The organism is Asaia platycodi JCM 25414 (genome assembly GCF_000614545.1).
Lineage (GTDB): Bacteria > Pseudomonadota > Alphaproteobacteria > Acetobacterales > Acetobacteraceae > Asaia > Asaia platycodi.
In genome coordinates, this window is sequence record NZ_BAKW01000018.1 from 23,198 (window position 1) to 38,377 (window position 15,180).

Below are 15,180 nucleotides of genomic sequence, written 5' to 3' on the forward strand. Positions count from 1 at the left end.
CCGATCTGATCTGACAGCCCCTCACGGGCTGTCGTTTCCCTCGGAAAAGGAGAGCGCCGCGTGACGGAAAACACGACCAAACGGTTTGCGAACAAGAAGATTCTCATTACCGGAGCCTCACAGGGCATCGGCGAGGACGCCGCCCTGCATTTCGCCCGCGAGGGCCCAGGTGGCCATCAACGCGCGCAAGGCCGAAAAACTTCGCCCCCTTCTCGAGCGTCTCCCTAAGCCCGTCAGCGGTGAGCATCTCATTGTTGCCGGTGATATGTCGGTCGAAGAAGATGTCGATCGCGTAGTCAAGGAAACGATCGAGGGTTTCGGTGGCCTCGACGTCCTGATCTGCAATGCAGGCATGCAGATCGAATGCCCCTCCGAAGATATCGCGCTGAAGGATTTCAACGCGGTCATGGCCGTGAACGTTACGGGTGTAGTGCTCTGCGCGCGCGCTGCGCTCAAATACTGGCGGTCAAACGATCAGAAGGGCAACATACTCGTCAACAGTTCGGTCCATCAGCAGATACCGAAGCCGCATTATCTTGGCTATTCCGCCAGCAAGGGCGCAGTCGGCAATATCGTGCGCACCCTGGCGCTTGAATATGCCCGGTATGATATCCGTGTGAACGCGGTTGCACCCGGTGCCATCGTGACGCCCATCAATGATGCCTGGACCAAGGACCCGGAGAAATACGAAGCGACGGCAAAGCACATCCCGATGCGTCGTCCGGGCGAGTGTCGCGAAATCTCCGACGCAATGGCCTTTCTCGCTTCGGAGGAATCGAGTTATATTACGGGACAGACCCTGTTCATCGATGGCGGCCTCACGCTTTATGCCGATTTCGAGCAGAACTGGTCTTCCTGAACCGTCCGAGACCCGCGCCTATGTCCACCTCGCCCACCGTCCTCGTCGTCGAGGATGATTTTCTGATCAGAACATGCCTGATCGAATTTCTCGAAGACAGCGATGTGTCGGTTCTGGAAGCCGAGAATTGTGCGACGGCGCGGGGTTTTATCCAGAGCGATATGGTGCTCGATCTCCTCATCATGGATATCTCGCTTCCCGATGGAAGCGGCGCCGATCTGGGCAGGGAAAGTCGGCAGATCCGCCCCGATCTGCCGATTATCTACACCACCGGCCACGGCATGACGCTGGATGCCCTATCCCCGATAGACAGGGTCATGACAAAACCCTATCAGCTCGACGCCATTCTCACCGTCGTCCACGAGCTGGCGCCTTCAAACTAGGCCATGGGCGAAACCCAGCAGGCGACGCAAGCCACTCTTCAAGAAGCCTTTCTGTCTGGCGACACAGAGGGCTGCCTCATGATGGCGAGAACACTCGCTACGATCTCCGGCATAGGGCTGCATCCTCTCGAGGCGCTCCTTCCCGTTGCAGAAACTCACGATCGCCGTTCCGAGCTTCTGGATCTGACTAGCCGCCTCGCGGAGACCGCGCCTCAGGATTGTCGCCTGCTTGAACTCGGTGCCACGCTTCTCATGCAACTGGGCAGTCTTGATGAGGCTGAAGCCCGCCTCAGAGAGGCGTTGCAGAGGCGACCGGGTCATCTGCCCGCCCTGAGCGTACTGTCCTGCACCCTCGCCCAGGCCGGCCGCTTTACCGATGCCCGCGAAGTGCTGCGACAGATGCAGGCACTCGACCCTCAAGACCCGGCTGCTCTGTCGAATATCGCCTATATCACCGCTGCCAATGGCGAGCTTCATGAGGCCATCAATCTTTACCGTCAGGCCATACAGATCAAGCCCGACCACCCGCAGATGCGCCTCAACTATTCCATCGCCCTGCTCAAGGCCGGCTATTTTCAGCAAGGTTGGTCCGAGCATGAGTGGCGCTTTCGTCTGCCCGGTCATACCAGCCTGCCCATGGACAGGCTTCTGCCGAACATCACGGACAGGCTCGACCTGCGCGGCAAACATGTTCTGGTGACGCAGGAAGAGGGATATGGCGATACCTTCATGTATCTCCGCTACCTTCCCTTGTTGTCTCAAAAAGGAGCCATCATTCGTGTCTGGGGCGCCGATATCATGGCCGATCTCTGCGCCCGCGTTCAGGGCGTTGACAGCGTGCAGTTCGGCGGCACGACGCCTCATTACGATTATCACTGCCCGTTCATCAGCCTGCCGAGGGCCTTCGCCGCCTCGCCCGACCCGTTTGGTGTCAGCCCGCCTTATATCAAGGCCGACCCGGCAAAGTCGGCCCGTTTCGCGACCCGACTGCGGGATGACCGTTACCTGCGCGTGGGTCTGGTCTGGTCGGGTGCGCCGAGGCGCGACCAGACCGAACCGTTCATGCTCGACCAGCGCCGGTCGATGGCACTCGAAACACTCCGCCCGCTGTTCGATCTGCCGGACACACGTTTTTACAGTCTGCAAAAAGGCGCCGCCGCAACCCAGCTTGAGGGAGGGGCGACCCCGATCATCGATCTGATGCCCGAGTGCCAGACCATGGATGATACGGCGGCCCTGATCGACAATCTGGATATTGTCGTCTCCGTCGATACATCGGTGGTGCATCTTGCAGGCGCCATGAACAAGCCTGTTCTGCTGATGGACAGGATCAACCCCTGCTGGCGCTGGATGACGAACCGGGAAGACAGTCCCTGGTATCCTTCACTGCGCATTCTGCGCCAAACACACGCATGGGACTGGAGCGACGTCGTCTCTTCCGTGCGTAGCCTCCTCAACGACGAAGCGGAGCGAAAGAAATCATGACGTCCAGCTATCAGCCGCAAGACAGCGGCTGGATGCGCTTCTCTCCCGCCCGGAGCGGATCATTCTCGGTCTCGTCGGTGCGCCGGGTGGCGGCAAATCGACGCTCGCAGCGCGGCTTGCCGCTGAGTATGCCGAGCAAGCCATCGTCGTACCGATGGACGGCTTTCATCTCGCCAATCGCGAGCTCACACGTCTCGACCGTGCCGGGCGCAAGGGCGCCCCTGATACGTTTGACGCAGACGGCTTCACGTCGCTGCTCCACCGTATCCGGCATCAGGGATCTGAAATCGTCTATGCACCGCTCTTTGCCCGTGAGATCGAAGAACCTATCGCCGGGGCCATACCGGTGCTGCCCGACCGCAAACTGGTGATTGTCGAGGGAAATTATCTTCTTTGCGACGGCGCCTGGTCGGGCGTACGCAATTATCTGGATGAAAGCTGGTTTGTGGCCACCGATGAGGTGCTGCGCAACCAGTGGCTCGAGGCACGCCACGTGCATTTTGGCCGCACACCCGAAGAAGCGCGCCACTGGATTGCCGTGACCGACGCCCCCAACGCACGAATTATCCTGCAGACACGAGACAAGGCAGACTGGCAATATGTGCCCGACATCGACGCAGCCTGACTCTTCGACCATCGAAAGCTGACAAAAAAGGGGGCCTTGTGCCCCCTTTTCCTTTCTTCTTCAGTAATCGAAGCCGTAACTCAGACCGACGCTCGACCCCGGGTCGTTCTCCGGCGTGGTGAAGCCGGTCACCTGCCCTCCCGTACCGACGGTCGTGTTGAGCTTCAGGCGCCTGGTCAGATCGACCTGCACCTGGGCCTGCGTGCCCGAGCCGCCTGTCGCCTGTTTGGCGCCCACATATACGCCTTTCATCACGTATTTGCCGGCTTCGAGACTGGCGCCCCCATTATTGACGCCGCTTCCGCCACCAACCGCGAGACGGTCGAGGCCGAGAAGGCCGCGTACCTTGTTGAGCGGGTCGAAACTCGACCCACCCGTAATCTGGGCGACCGCGGCGGCGAGGCTGGCAAGCTGTGTCGGTGAGAGCGAGGCAGTCGAACTGCCGAATAGCAGCATGGACAGGACCTGATCGCGCGGCAGCGAGGGCTGCGACGTGAAATCGATCTTCGGCGCGCTGGCATAGCCCCCGACAACGAGGCTCGCGAGCGTACCCTGCACATTGCGATCGGCTCGGAAATCTAGCGACGGATCGAGTTTGTGATCGACGCCAGAACCATCGAAAGCGACGCGCCCCTTGGTGAAATTCAGATTGACCCCGGCAAGGTTGAAGAAGCCGCGCTTGAGATCGAAGCCCCCTGAAATATCGGGCGCCGTGCTGAGTCCACCGATATGCAGCTTGCCCGACATCTCGGCATCGAGCCCATGACCCCGCACGAAGAACTCGCCTGGCGAGACCACACCGATATCGAGCCCTATCACGAGCGAACTCGCACTGGCTTCGCGCTTTTCGCCCGGTCTGATGACCGTCAGTTGCGGTACCGAAGCCGGCATCGAACTTGGAATATTCACCACGACCGAAGGCAAACGAATTGTGCCATCGACATCAAGGCGACTGGAAAGCTGCCCATGCGCGCGCAGATCCGTGTCGATCACGGCGGTCAGCAGATCGCTCGTGATCGGCTGCGCCTTACGTGCGACGATCCTGATATCGAGCGGCAGGCCGGGACGCAGAAATCCGACCGATCCACTTACCGCGATCGTTCCCTTGCCGGCATGGGCCAGGACATTCTGCAAGGTCAGGCTGTCATCACTGGCCAGAATGATGCCGTTGATATCTGTCAGCCTCACCCCTTGACCGTAATGGGCGAAATTGATCGCCTCGAGCGTGACGCGCCCGGTCGCCTTGGGCGCGGTGGGCACGCCATTAAGAGCAAGATCGATTGCCGTCTTGCCACTCAGCGCCATCCCTTGCGCGCCAAGGACAGCATTAGCCACTGAAAGATCGAGAGCGCCATTGACGCGCAATCCGATACTGCCGGTTGCAGAAAGCGGCACTGCGCCATTGGCGTGCAAGGTGATCTTGCTCCCGGCGTCGGCCTGAGCGGTCAACTGGGCCGTCTGCCCCGACAAAAGCGCGTTCGCCTGAAGTGAGAAGGGCGGCAGCGACTCACCCGGCCCGCTCCTCAGCTTGAACCCGCGCAGATTGACTGAAACCGATCCCCCCGGACGAGCGATTTCTCCCGTCAGATCGGCCTGAGCGGAGAGAACCCCAATCGCGTCGAAACCGGAAACGAAAGGACGCGCGAGCGCAGGCGTCACCTGAGCGACCCGCAGATGAAGATTGAGCCTGGGTTTGATCGTCCCTGCCAGATCGAGCGTGGCAGGCGAAACACCCTGCGGTGCAATCGCGAGCTGGAGACGATCGACGCCTGTTACCTCGCCAAAATCGATCTTGCTTGCGCCACCGAGGCGTATGGTCTCGCCCTTGACCAATGCAGAAAACCGATTGAGCCGGAGAGTTTTTCCGCCCAGATCCAGCAGGAGCGCCGTATCGATAGACGCCGGAGCCGCCATGACATTCTGAAAGGCGCCGCTGAGTGACAGAGACAACGCATCGAGCGAGCCCTGAGCCGAGAGTTTCGCAGCACCCTTGATGTTCTGCGCGTCGATGCCAGTGAGCGCAAGTTTGAGATTGAAATTCGGCTTGTCGACCGGATTATTCACCGTGCCCGTCAAATCGATCGCCCCGAGACGAGCCTCGGGCGCATTGACACCGCCCTTGAGCGACAGGCTGACGACAGGAGCACCGTGTCCGATGCCTCGCTCGTGTGCACATCGAGCACGAGCTTCCCGCCGAGGCGATGACCCGCAAGGGCGCTGAAATCGTTCAGATCTCCCGCCGTAATCGCCATAGTCCCCAAAGGCACGCGTGCAGAGGGCGGCAGCGCGAGATGCGCCTTTCCAGTCAGGCTTGCCCAGTCGAGCGTGTTAAGAACAAACTCGGCCGAGCCATCACCATGACGGGCAAAAGCGGCATCGAGCGCGAGTTTACGCCCATCGAGCTTGCCATCGGCGCGCAACGTGCCTTCCGGCGTGGTGGGCAGATGTAGCAGGTTCAGATCGAGTGTCAGGGGGCCGGCAGGGACCTCGCTCGCACCAATCTCACCCTTGATCTGCGTTCTCGCCGCCAGATCCTGAAATGGGCCTTCGGCATGGGCAGACAAAGCGAGATGCCCATGAAGCTGCGGCGCCGCAGCTTTGAGATCGGGGAGCGCCAGAACGAGATCGCTCACCAGAGAGGGCGTTTTTCCCAGAGAAATCGAGCTTCGTCATGGAGATGCAGCGCCCGCCCGTCGATGGTCAGATCGCCGATCCGCACAACGCGCCCCTCCTTGCCTTCGGGAGACGCCGTGGCATCTAGCGCAATCCTGGCATCGTCACCGATGAGGGATACGGTCTGCTTCAGGCCGCCAGTAATCGAGAGGCGATCGAGCAGCTTGACCCGCGACTCTCCTTTGGGCCGATAGGTGAAATCGGCATGGGTCACGTTGTGACCTGCAAGCGCGATCTTGCCGATAGCGGCCAGCGGCTTGAGATCGGGCAACACAAGATCAAGCGCGCCGCTTATCTCCGGCTTGAGACTGGCTGAGGCTCCGAGCTGGAACAGATCATGCGTGACAGTCAGCGTAACGGGTTGCCCCTCGGCATTCGGCCGCGCCGTGACCCTTGCCTCTATCGGGCTCGTCGCCAGAAGCGCACTAGGCACACCCGGTACACGCACACCCTCGGCGCGCATCGTAAGCAGCAGATTATCCGCACGGGCGCTCTTGCTCTCATCTCCCGAAAACCGGCGGATAGATGGGTCACGCCGGCACCGGAAGCGGCAAGGGAATCAAGGTCGAGCGCTCCACTGCCTGAAGGCGCCAACAGATCGCCGTGCAACTCGGCGGAGAGCGAAAACCCGTTCCAGGCCACGCCCGCAAGCGGCGACATGGCTGGCGTCGACGCCTTCAGGTTCAGACTGCCTGATGATGAAGCAGATCGAGCGCCCCTTGGGCATGAGCCTTTACGGCGCCCGCCTGGATGTCGAGCAAAAGATGATTGGCGCGCAGCGGGCCTGACAGATCGAGCGTTAAGGTGAGCGGGTCGAGCGTGTCCATGCCGGCGAACTGGGTCACAAGACCCTGCGCCCCGTCCTGTGCGCTCAGATGCAGATCGATGGCATCGCGCGGTGTCGCCAGCGCAACGACAATCGTCGCGGGGCGATCGAGGCGTTTGATCGTCAGACCAAGATCTGCCTTGGGCAGATGTCCCAGCGTCAGCCCGTCAAGGATCGGCGCCAAATCGGCCAGAACAAGATGCCCCTGCGCCGAGACGCTGAGCGGAAAACCGACGAGGGATTTTCCCAAATCGATGCGGGCAATATCGAGTTTCTGCAGCGCGATTTTGAAATGCAGGCTCGATGGCGTGCTGGGCGCGGAAGGCGGCGTAGGAACGGACGGGTCGCTGACCGGCAAGCGATCGAAACGCAGGGCCTGCGCCTGAAGCAGCGAGGCCTTGACCGATTTGTGCACAAGCGCGAGGGGCGACCAGTTCAGGCGCAGATCGTCTATGGCCAGATAGGGCCCGATATGGTCGTTAACGGTGAGACGGCGCAAATGCAGACGATACGGAAAGGCACCGTCCAGCCCCTGAATCTGCACCATGCCGCCCGTGAGACTTGTCGTCTCGCGTTCGATGAAACGCTGCCCGTAAGGGATATTGGCAAAAATGAGAATCCCGACCAGAGCCAGCGTCACGACGGCCGTCGGCACGCCCAGAACCAGGGCGACACACCACAGCACGATACGCTTCCAGCGCGCCGGACGGGGTTTCAGGTTGGGTTCAGGATTCCGCGAGCCCTCGCGGAAGGAATGATCGATTACGGGGCGCGCGCTCATCAGAAAGTCTCCCCGAGACCGATATAAAGCTCCCATTTATCGCCATGAGGCGGCCTGTTGGCTGGCAGGGCCACGTCGAGGCGCACCGCCGATAGGAGTGTAGTAGCGCACACCCGCGCCATAACCGACGCGCAGCTTGCCCTGAAACGGACGACTGCCAACGCCCACCTGACCGGCATCGACAAACGCCGCCGCACCGAAGCTCTTGAGGATGCGCTGGCGGAATTCGACAGATCCGGCGTCCAGCGACGTGCCGCCAATGCCATATTTGCCGTTTTGCGGCCCGACACCCTGATAACGAAAGCCGCGAACCGTGGCGGGGCCACCAGCGTAAAGTCGCTGATCGGGCGGTATCTGATAGGTCGAGGCACCCTGCACTGAGCCCACGAGCCCGCGCACGGCGATGACGGAACGCCCTGGCGCGCTCATTCCGATTCGGTGCAGGTCGAAATAGGTCGAAGCACTGGCGCTCATGATCGTGAAAAACGCGCTGCCGTTTTCGAGGGACTCAGACGGGGTGATATTAACCGTAGCACGCATGCCGTGGGTTGCCGGATCGATCGGGTTCGACAGCTCAGTGCTGTCATAGACTGCGCCGAGTGGAAGCTGGACGATCAGATAATTGGTCGAAACGCCGAACTGCTTGATGTTCTCCTGCTCTGCCACGAGGCTGCCATTGATACTCCATCGCTTGTTGAGCCGCCTTATAAGCCCGCCGCGCAGCAGAATGGCCGTCTGGTGGTACGAATAAAGCAACTGCCTGATCCCCTCGACGCGCAGACTCAGATTCTGGTCGCGCCGAAGAAAATCAGGCTTGAGGAAATCTGCATAGACATCGTAGCCAAGCCCTTGCTGCGCTGAGCCCCCAACCCCGGTGACAAGCGCGGTCAATTTGAGCTGTTCGGCCGCGCCGAGCAGATTGCGATGCGTCCAGCTTGCGCCCACACGGCCGCCGAGATCGGTTGAATAGCCGACCTGCCCCGACACGGTATGACGCTTGCCTTCATCGAGCGTAAAGCGAAGCGGCATGGCCTGCGTCACATTGGGCGTGCCCTGACCACGTGCCAGAGCCACGAGGGGCGGCGCGTCATGCACACCGACCGAGGAAAAGATCCCCACCCCGGCGAGATCCTGACGCGCTGCCTCGATCTTGCTCGGCTGATAGAGCTGACCTTCATGGATCAGCAGACGGCGACGGAGAAATTTCTCGCGCGTCCGCTCCAACCCCGTGAATCCTATCGGTCCTATATCGACAACTGGACCGACGCCAACGGCGAATTCAAGATCGAGCGTGTGCGTTGCGGGGCGAAGATAGGCGACAGGTGTCGAGACATTAGCCTGGGCGTGGCCCTCCTCAAGCAGCGCGTGCAGGAGCCCGGATTGCGCAGCGAGCACATCGGAAGCCACGGCTTTCTGACCCGTTTCCAGTCCGAACGCCTTGCGCGCTGTTTCATCCAGCACCACCGGGTGCTGCATTGGCGATTCTGCAATGACGCATGAGTGTCTTTCGAACCTGACACCGCTTTGCCTCGTGCTCCGCCCCCGGATGCTTCCTTTACTCGCGTGCTCGGCGCTTTCGGAGGCGGTTCGCCATTCAAAGTCCCGGCAACAAGGGTGACCTTGCCAATATGAAACTGAGGCCCGGTTATGGTCTTGATGGTGATCCGCAGCTTTTTGCCGCCCGAAGCCGCCCCACCCATGGCCGCAAGACGATCCGGCAGCGCCGGATTGCGCCCGTCTATCTCGCCACCATCAGGCAGACGCACAGTGATGACCACCTTGCCTGCATAGAAACCCCGGCTTTCGAGCGCGGTCTGCACACGGTCATAATCCCCCCTGATGCGCCCGGCGAGTGCATAGGGATCGACCGCCCTGGTTTTCTGCAACGATACGAGCGTAGACGACGCCTGAACCATCGGATCGAGATCGGGATCGGAAGAGGGCAGGATCTCGACCTGATAGGCCTCGTCGCGCTCGGTGGTTTTATGTGCCGCCTTGCCATCGGGCTTGCCAGCCGCGAAAGCTGGTGAAAGCACGGGCGTGACACCGGCAAGGCACAGGGCGACCACGGCACGGGTCATGAGAGCCGCTTTCAAACGCGGGTTTCTCCGACAGCTGCGAGAGAGACGATAAGGCGAAACGCGGCAAAACGACAGCAAAGGCACTCCTGCTGTTTGGTCGGTCCTTGCAAGGTATGGCTGAAAAGCGTGTCCAGATCATGTCATGGCTACACCGTCAAGAAAAGGCGGCTACGGGTTCTTTTCCCTCTCCGGACGCAGAGCACGAGGGTTTCGCACACTCTTAATCAAATCATCGCGGTAACGCGGTTGTCCGGGACGGCGATTTCGCGCTAGATACGGGTCAATGACTGACGCGATTACGCGCCGCCGTCCCGCGAGTGACGCTTCCGGCCCCGAACCCAGGACCGCCCCGCTTGAGCCCGCTCTGGGGAACAGCCTTGTTTGTCGGCTGCGCGCGATCAGGCGCATGGGCCTGTCCTGCCTTTGGACCCTCGTCGCCAGCTTGCCACAACGCGCACTCCTTCGTCGCCAGAGCGCGGCCAAAATCGTTTTTGCCCGTTTCTACTGGGCAATGATCTGCCGCATTCTCGGCCTTCGCGTTCGCGTCATTGGTGAAGCCGCCGGAACGATACGTGACAGCCTCGCTGTAAAGAACGGCGAGCGGCCGATCATTTTCGTCGCGAATCATTCCTCCTGGCTCGACATTGCCGTTGCAGGCGGCATTCTGCCGACCGTTTTCGTTGCGAAACAGCAGATCGCCGACTGGCCCGTCATCGGCACCCTCGCCCGTCTCGGCAGGACGATTTTCGTAAGCCGCCAGCGCAACAATACCGGGCGCGAGCTTCAGGCCATGACCGATCGCCTCAATAATGGCGATAATCTCATCCTCTTCCCCGAAGGCACCTCGACGGATGGCACGCATGTGTTGCCCTTCATGTCGTCTTTCTTTGCCATCGCAAAACCAAGCCGTGTCGACACCTCCTTGCCGACGCCGCCATCCGTACTGATCCAGCCCGTCTCGATCGTGTATGATCGCCTCGACGGGCTGCCCATCGGGCGCGCAAGACGCACGGCGCTGGCCTGGTATGGCGATATGGAACTCGCGCCTCATATCTGGTCGGTCACGCAGTGGCGCTCGCTGGGGGCAACGGTGATTCTGCACCCGCCAGTCGATCCTGCCGATTTTCCGAGCCGCAAGGAGCTTTCCTCTGCCGTGCAGGAAATCGTGGCGCTGGGTGTGGCGAAGCTTCATCACAACCCTGACCATCCCGAAGCGGTCCAGCTCTGAACGATATGACCGCACCGGGCGTCGAAGCGGAAGCTTCAAAGTCGCCCAAATATTACCCATGCATTTACCGCGTCTTTCCGCTAGAATGGCAGTCAGACCATCCATAAAAGGGCATAAGGAACAAACCAGAGAAAACATCCCTGGACATCAGGATTTTTCTCCGCTCCCACGCCCCGCAGAGCAGCGCCATTTGGCAAAAGGTAAGGACACGTGACCGTCGAGGCTTCCACCGACAGCAGACTTCCCGTTCAGAACGACATGAATGCCAATACACGTGGCCTGCATGTCATCACCTGGGGCTGTCAGATGAACGTCTATGACAGCGCGCGCATGACCGATGTTCTGGCCCCCCTCGCTATCGTGCCGTGACGACGCCCGAACAGGCCGAGATGGTCATTCTCAATACCTGCCATATCCGCGAGCGCGCCGCCGAGAAAGTCTTCTCCGAGCTTGGTCGTCTGCGCAAGATCAGCCAGGAGCGCGAGGCCTCGGGGCTGAGCCGGTCGATCATCGCCGTAGCCGGATGCGTTGCCCAGGCCGAGGGGGAGGAAATCCTCGCCCGCGCTCCCTATGTCGACATCGTTCTTGGCCCGCAGACCTATCATCGCCTTCCCGAGATGGTCGCCCGCGCCGCGCGCGCCGGTGGGGCCGTGATCGACACTGATTTTCCAGTCGAGATGAAGTTCGACTTCCTTCCGCAGGACGCTGCACCGCAGGTCGAGGGCAATCTGACAGCTTTCCTCACCATTCAGGAAGGCTGCGACAAATTCTGCTCCTTCTGCGTTGTGCCCTATACACGCGGCGCTGAAACCAGCCGTTCGTTGCCGTCGGTTCTTGCCGAGGCGCGACGCATGGTCGAAAGCGGCGTGCGCGAGATCACGCTGCTGGGGCAGAACGTCAATGCCTATCATGCGATGACGGTCAGGACGGAACCGCCGATCTGCCAAGGCTGGCAGCAGCTCTGGCAGCGCTGCCTGGGCTTGAGCGCATCCGCTACATGACGTCGCATCCGCGCGACATGGATCAGACGCTGATCGACGCCCACCGCGACAACCCGGCCCTGATGCCCTTCCTGCATCTGCCCGTCCAGTCAGGCTCGGATCGCATCCTAAAAGCATGAATCGCGGCCATACAGCTGACGAGTATCGGGCTCTCATCGTACGCATGCGCGAGGCCTGCCCTGATCTGGCACTGTCTTCCGATTTCATCGTCGGCCATCCCGGCGAGACAGATGAGGATTTTGAAGCAACGATGCAGCTGGTGCGCGATATCGGTTTCGCACAGGCTTTCTCGTTCAAATATTCCCCGCGCCCCGGAACGCCCGCCGCCGGTCAGCCTTTCCAGATCGACGAAGCGGTCAAGGATGCACGGCTTCAGCGTTTGCAGGCGCTTCTTCGCGAGCAGCAGGATGCGTTCAACGCCGATATGGTCGGCCGCACCCTGCCTGTGCTGTTTACCGGGCGCGGTCGCAAACCCGGGCAGATCTCCGGGCGTTCACCCTATCTGCAACCGGTGCATGTCGACGGCCCCGATGATCTTATCGGGCAGACCGTGCCGGTTGTGATAACCCAGCGTCTTACCAATTCGCTGGCTGGTACACTCTTACGGGAGAGAGTCTGCGCTTGAGCCACCCCACGGCACCCCAGTCGCATCCCGGACACGGGACCAATGACCGTAATTCCAGGCGGCAGCTTCCGCCTGATATCCCCCCTCAGGAACAAGGCCATCGCACCTCTGCGCTGCGCTTTGGCGATAATATCCTGCTCCAGCAATTGCTGGGCGATCATGACCGTCATCTGATCCGCCTCGAACAGGGCTTCGATGTGCGTCTGACCTGCCGTGGCAACAAGATTGCTATCACAGGTGAAGCCGCGTCGGTTGCACGCGCCCAGGCGGCCATCACGGCACTTTACAATCAGCTCGAACATGGCGGGAAGATCGACGGGCCCGTAGTGGATAGTGTGATTCGCCTCTCCGCCTTGCCTCGTCCGTCGCGACAGGCCGAGCCCCGCGTCTCGCAGGTACGCCCTGCCGAACCGCCCCGTCGCGATTCTGAAAATCCGGCACCCTTTCAGGATCTGCCTGCCATACGCACCAAGCGCGGCGCAATCGCCCCCCGCTCGCGCGGCCAGGCAGCCTATATGGAAATGCTGGCCAGGACCGAACTGACCTTTGGCATAGGCCCGGCTGGCACTGGCAAGACCTATCTTGCCGTCGCTCAGGGTGTCGCCATGCTTCAGGCGGGCCAGGTGGATCGTATCATTCTCTCGCGTCCTGCCGTCGAAGCCGGTGAGCGGCTCGGCTTTCTGCCGGGCGATCTGCGTGAAAAGATCGACCCCTATCTGCGCCCGCTCTACGATGCGCTCAATGACATGCTGCCGGGCGATCAGGTCGCACGGCGCATGGCCAATGGCGAAATCGAGGTAGCGCCTCTCGCCTTCATGCGCGGGCGCACTCTGGCCCACGCCTTCGTCATTCTTGACGAAGCCCAGAACACGACCCCTGCCCAGATGAAGATGTTCCTGACCCGCATGGGGCAAGGCGCGCGCATGGTCATCACGGGCGATCTCAGCCAGATCGATCTGCCTTCGGGCGTCGCATCGGGTCTGCGTGAAGCGTCGAGACCCTTGAAGGCCTGCCGGGAATTGGTATTACGCGTTTTGAGTCTGCCGATGTCGTGCGCCACCCCCTCGTGGGCCGCATCGTGGACGCTTATGATCAACGAGTGGCTGCGGCACGGGATTATTCCCGAGGCAGGTCGCGCCGGGAATACAATGGAACCTCGAAGTAGTCTTACCCCATCCGCCGAAGAGCCATCCTCTATCATGAGGGCGGCCCTTCGCTCACGTCTGGACCTGATCGTGGCCGATCGCCGCTGGCGTGCCAGCGTGCCCAATCTGGAAGCGCTGGTCGCACGCTGCCTAGAGGCCAGCTGGCCCTGGCTGGATCGTGATCGCGTCCCCGCTTTCCTTCTGGCGAGCGATCACGCCGTCAAGGCGCTCAACGCCACGTTCCGTGACAAGAACAAGCCGACCAATGTTCTCACCTTCGAGGAAAACGATGGTTTCGGCGATGGCGATATCGCCCTGGCCTATGAAACGGTACGGCGCGAGGCGCGGGCAAGCGGCAAGAAATTTCCGCATCATTTCGCGCATCTGGTCATTCACGGGCTTCTGCATCTGGCTGGTCACGACCATCATCGCCCGGACGAGGCGCGCCTGATGGAGATGACCGAGTCCCGCATTCTTGCACGTCTGGGGGTCCCGAATCCCTGGCGGCTGGGTGGAGGGCGCGGCGCATGAGCGAAAGCGACGAGCATCGCCAGCGGCCCAACAAAGGACTGTTTGGCATCTTCAACCGCAAAGGGCGCGAACAGGGGCTGAGGCTTTCCATCGCCGCCCTGGTGGAAGAAGCGGCAACTCCGCATCCCGAAGCCGGAACACGCCCTGAACTTGACCGTCAGGAACGCGCGCTCATTACCAATGTGCTGCATCTGCGCGAAAAGACGGCCGATGACGTCATGGTGCCACGTGCCGATATCGTCTCGATGTCAGCCGATATCACGCTGGACGAAGCGCTCGATTTCATGCGTCGTGAAAATCACTCGCGCGTGCCCGTCTATCGCGAACATCTCGACAACGTCATCGGCATGATTCACGTCAAGGATCTGATTGCCTATCTTGGCACATCGGAAGCCTTCGATATCGAACCACTTCTGAGGCAGCCTTTGATGGTGGCTCCCCAGATCCCGGTTCTGGACCTGCTCCTCCAAATGCGCCAGCGCCGGACCCATCTGGCTCTGGTTATCGATGAATATGGTGGCGTGGACGGTCTGGTGACCATCGAAGATCTGGTCGAAACCATCGTCGGGGATATTTCAGACGAGCATGACGAACCGGTATCAGCGATGATTTCGGAACGGGCAGACGGGTCTTTCGATCTCGATGCTCGCCTGCCTGTCGACGAGCTTGAGGGCTTCATGGGGCCGGTGCTGACCGAAGCAGAGCGTGAGGCCGAGATCGAGACGGTGGGCGGTCTCGTCTTCCGTCTGGCAGGGCACGTCCCGATACGGGGCGAGGTTTTCACCCATGAAAGCGGTCTCGTCTTTCGCGTGACGGATGCCGATGCCCGCCACATACGCGCCTTGCGTATGCGCGTGCCCTCAGACTGGGTGCGCAGCGATAACGGCCAAGCCGATCGGGAAACCGAAACCCGCTGATCGCGATCGGGCTGTCATGC

General features: G+C 60.9%; 11 protein-coding genes and 3 pseudogenes. 9 read left to right on the forward strand and 5 right to left on the reverse strand.

The annotated features are described in order from the left end of the window. Nucleotides 1-169 precede the first annotated feature (169 nt). From JCM25414_RS20105 to JCM25414_RS20110, 4 genes are read left to right on the forward strand one after another with little or no spacing between them, the layout of a single operon-like run. Nucleotides 170-859, forward strand: coding sequence for an SDR family oxidoreductase (locus tag JCM25414_RS20105; RefSeq protein ID WP_242403564.1), 690 nt, complete (start codon nt 170-172; stop codon nt 857-859). Nucleotides 860-879: 20 nt separating this feature from the next. Continuing rightward, nucleotides 880-1,242: a response regulator gene (locus tag JCM25414_RS12570; protein WP_025841868.1), complete on the forward strand. Its 363-nt coding sequence runs from the start codon at nt 880-882 to the stop codon at nt 1,240-1,242. A 3-nt stretch (nt 1,243-1,245) separates the two neighbouring features. Continuing rightward, the gene (locus tag JCM25414_RS12575; RefSeq protein ID WP_025841869.1) at nt 1,246-2,727 is read left to right on the forward strand and encodes a tetratricopeptide repeat protein; all 1,482 of its coding nucleotides are present in this window, start codon (nt 1,246-1,248) and stop codon (nt 2,725-2,727) included. Nucleotides 2,728-2,755: 28 nt separating this feature from the next. Then, nucleotides 2,756-3,352: a nucleoside/nucleotide kinase family protein gene (locus tag JCM25414_RS20110; RefSeq protein ID WP_035443413.1), complete on the forward strand. Its 597-nt coding sequence runs from the start codon at nt 2,756-2,758 to the stop codon at nt 3,350-3,352. 60 nt (nt 3,353-3,412) lie between these two features. Here JCM25414_RS20110 and JCM25414_RS25275 read toward each other — a convergent pair whose 3' ends face one another. The 5 genes and pseudogenes from JCM25414_RS25275 to JCM25414_RS20120 form a co-directional block, all read right to left on the reverse strand. Continuing rightward, nucleotides 3,413-5,428 (reverse strand): translocation/assembly module TamB domain-containing protein, encoded by a 2,016-nt coding sequence (locus tag JCM25414_RS25275; RefSeq protein ID WP_242403565.1) that lies wholly within the window; start codon nt 5,426-5,428, stop codon nt 3,413-3,415. Then, nucleotides 5,425-5,985, reverse strand: coding sequence for a hypothetical protein (locus JCM25414_RS25280; RefSeq protein WP_242403566.1), 561 nt, complete (start codon nt 5,983-5,985; stop codon nt 5,425-5,427). Before JCM25414_RS25280 ends, JCM25414_RS25275 begins: the two co-directional genes overlap by 4 nt. Next, nucleotides 5,982-6,488 (reverse strand): hypothetical protein, encoded by a 507-nt coding sequence (locus JCM25414_RS25285; protein ID WP_242403567.1) that lies wholly within the window; start codon nt 6,486-6,488, stop codon nt 5,982-5,984. The genes JCM25414_RS25280 and JCM25414_RS25285 overlap by 4 nt, the downstream gene beginning before the upstream one ends. A gap of 220 nt (nt 6,489-6,708) precedes the next feature. Beyond that, nucleotides 6,709-7,632, reverse strand: coding sequence for a translocation/assembly module TamB domain-containing protein (locus JCM25414_RS25290; protein WP_242403568.1), 924 nt, complete (start codon nt 7,630-7,632; stop codon nt 6,709-6,711). Beyond that, nucleotides 7,632-9,153 (reverse strand): annotated as a pseudogene (locus JCM25414_RS20120) (autotransporter assembly complex protein TamA); the annotation flags it as partial. The pseudogene JCM25414_RS20120 and the gene JCM25414_RS25290, both read right to left, overlap by 1 nt. A gap of 843 nt (nt 9,154-9,996) precedes the next feature. On the opposite strand from JCM25414_RS20120, the gene JCM25414_RS12600 reads away from it, so the two are divergent. The 5 genes and pseudogenes from JCM25414_RS12600 to JCM25414_RS12620 all read left to right on the forward strand — a co-directional run bounded on the left by JCM25414_RS12600 (nt 9,997) and on the right by JCM25414_RS12620 (nt 15,160). Further along, nucleotides 9,997-10,941 carry a lysophospholipid acyltransferase family protein gene (locus JCM25414_RS12600; RefSeq protein ID WP_081775925.1) on the forward strand — a complete coding sequence of 315 codons (945 nt, stop codon included), beginning with the start codon at nt 9,997-9,999 and terminating at the stop codon, nt 10,939-10,941. A gap of 258 nt (nt 10,942-11,199) precedes the next feature. After that, nucleotides 11,200-12,567 (forward strand): annotated as a pseudogene (gene miaB / locus JCM25414_RS25295) (tRNA (N6-isopentenyl adenosine(37)-C2)-methylthiotransferase MiaB). Between the two features lie 77 nt (nt 12,568-12,644). Next, nucleotides 12,645-13,732 (forward strand): annotated as a pseudogene (locus JCM25414_RS20130) (PhoH family protein). A gap of 34 nt (nt 13,733-13,766) precedes the next feature. Continuing rightward, nucleotides 13,767-14,243, forward strand: coding sequence for an rRNA maturation RNase YbeY (ybeY, locus tag JCM25414_RS12615; RefSeq protein ID WP_025841872.1), 477 nt, complete (start codon nt 13,767-13,769; stop codon nt 14,241-14,243). Next, complete coding sequence (locus JCM25414_RS12620) at nt 14,240-15,160, forward strand: hemolysin family protein (RefSeq protein WP_025841873.1); 921 nt, start codon at nt 14,240-14,242, stop codon at nt 15,158-15,160. The genes ybeY and JCM25414_RS12620 overlap by 4 nt, the downstream gene beginning before the upstream one ends. Nucleotides 15,161-15,180: the final 20 nt, after the last annotated feature.

What these genes read in the sequence shown, in the direction of transcription:
- JCM25414_RS25285 (WP_242403567.1), bottom strand. Translation starts at nt 6,488, where the DNA reads ATGCGCGCCGAGGGTGTGCGTGTACCGGGTGTGCCTAGTGCGCTTCTG.
- JCM25414_RS12620 (WP_025841873.1), top strand. Translation starts at nt 14,240, where the DNA reads ATGAGCGAAAGCGACGAGCATCGCCAGCGGCCCAACAAAGGACTGTTT.
- JCM25414_RS25290 (WP_242403568.1), bottom strand. Translation starts at nt 7,632, where the DNA reads ATGAGCGCGCGCCCCGTAATCGATCATTCCTTCCGCGAGGGCTCGCGG.
- JCM25414_RS12570 (WP_025841868.1), top strand. Translation starts at nt 880, where the DNA reads ATGTCCACCTCGCCCACCGTCCTCGTCGTCGAGGATGATTTTCTGATC.
- JCM25414_RS12575 (WP_025841869.1), top strand. Translation starts at nt 1,246, where the DNA reads ATGGGCGAAACCCAGCAGGCGACGCAAGCCACTCTTCAAGAAGCCTTT.
- ybeY (WP_025841872.1), top strand. Translation starts at nt 13,767, where the DNA reads ATGAGGGCGGCCCTTCGCTCACGTCTGGACCTGATCGTGGCCGATCGC.
- JCM25414_RS12600 (WP_081775925.1), top strand. Translation starts at nt 9,997, where the DNA reads ATGACTGACGCGATTACGCGCCGCCGTCCCGCGAGTGACGCTTCCGGC.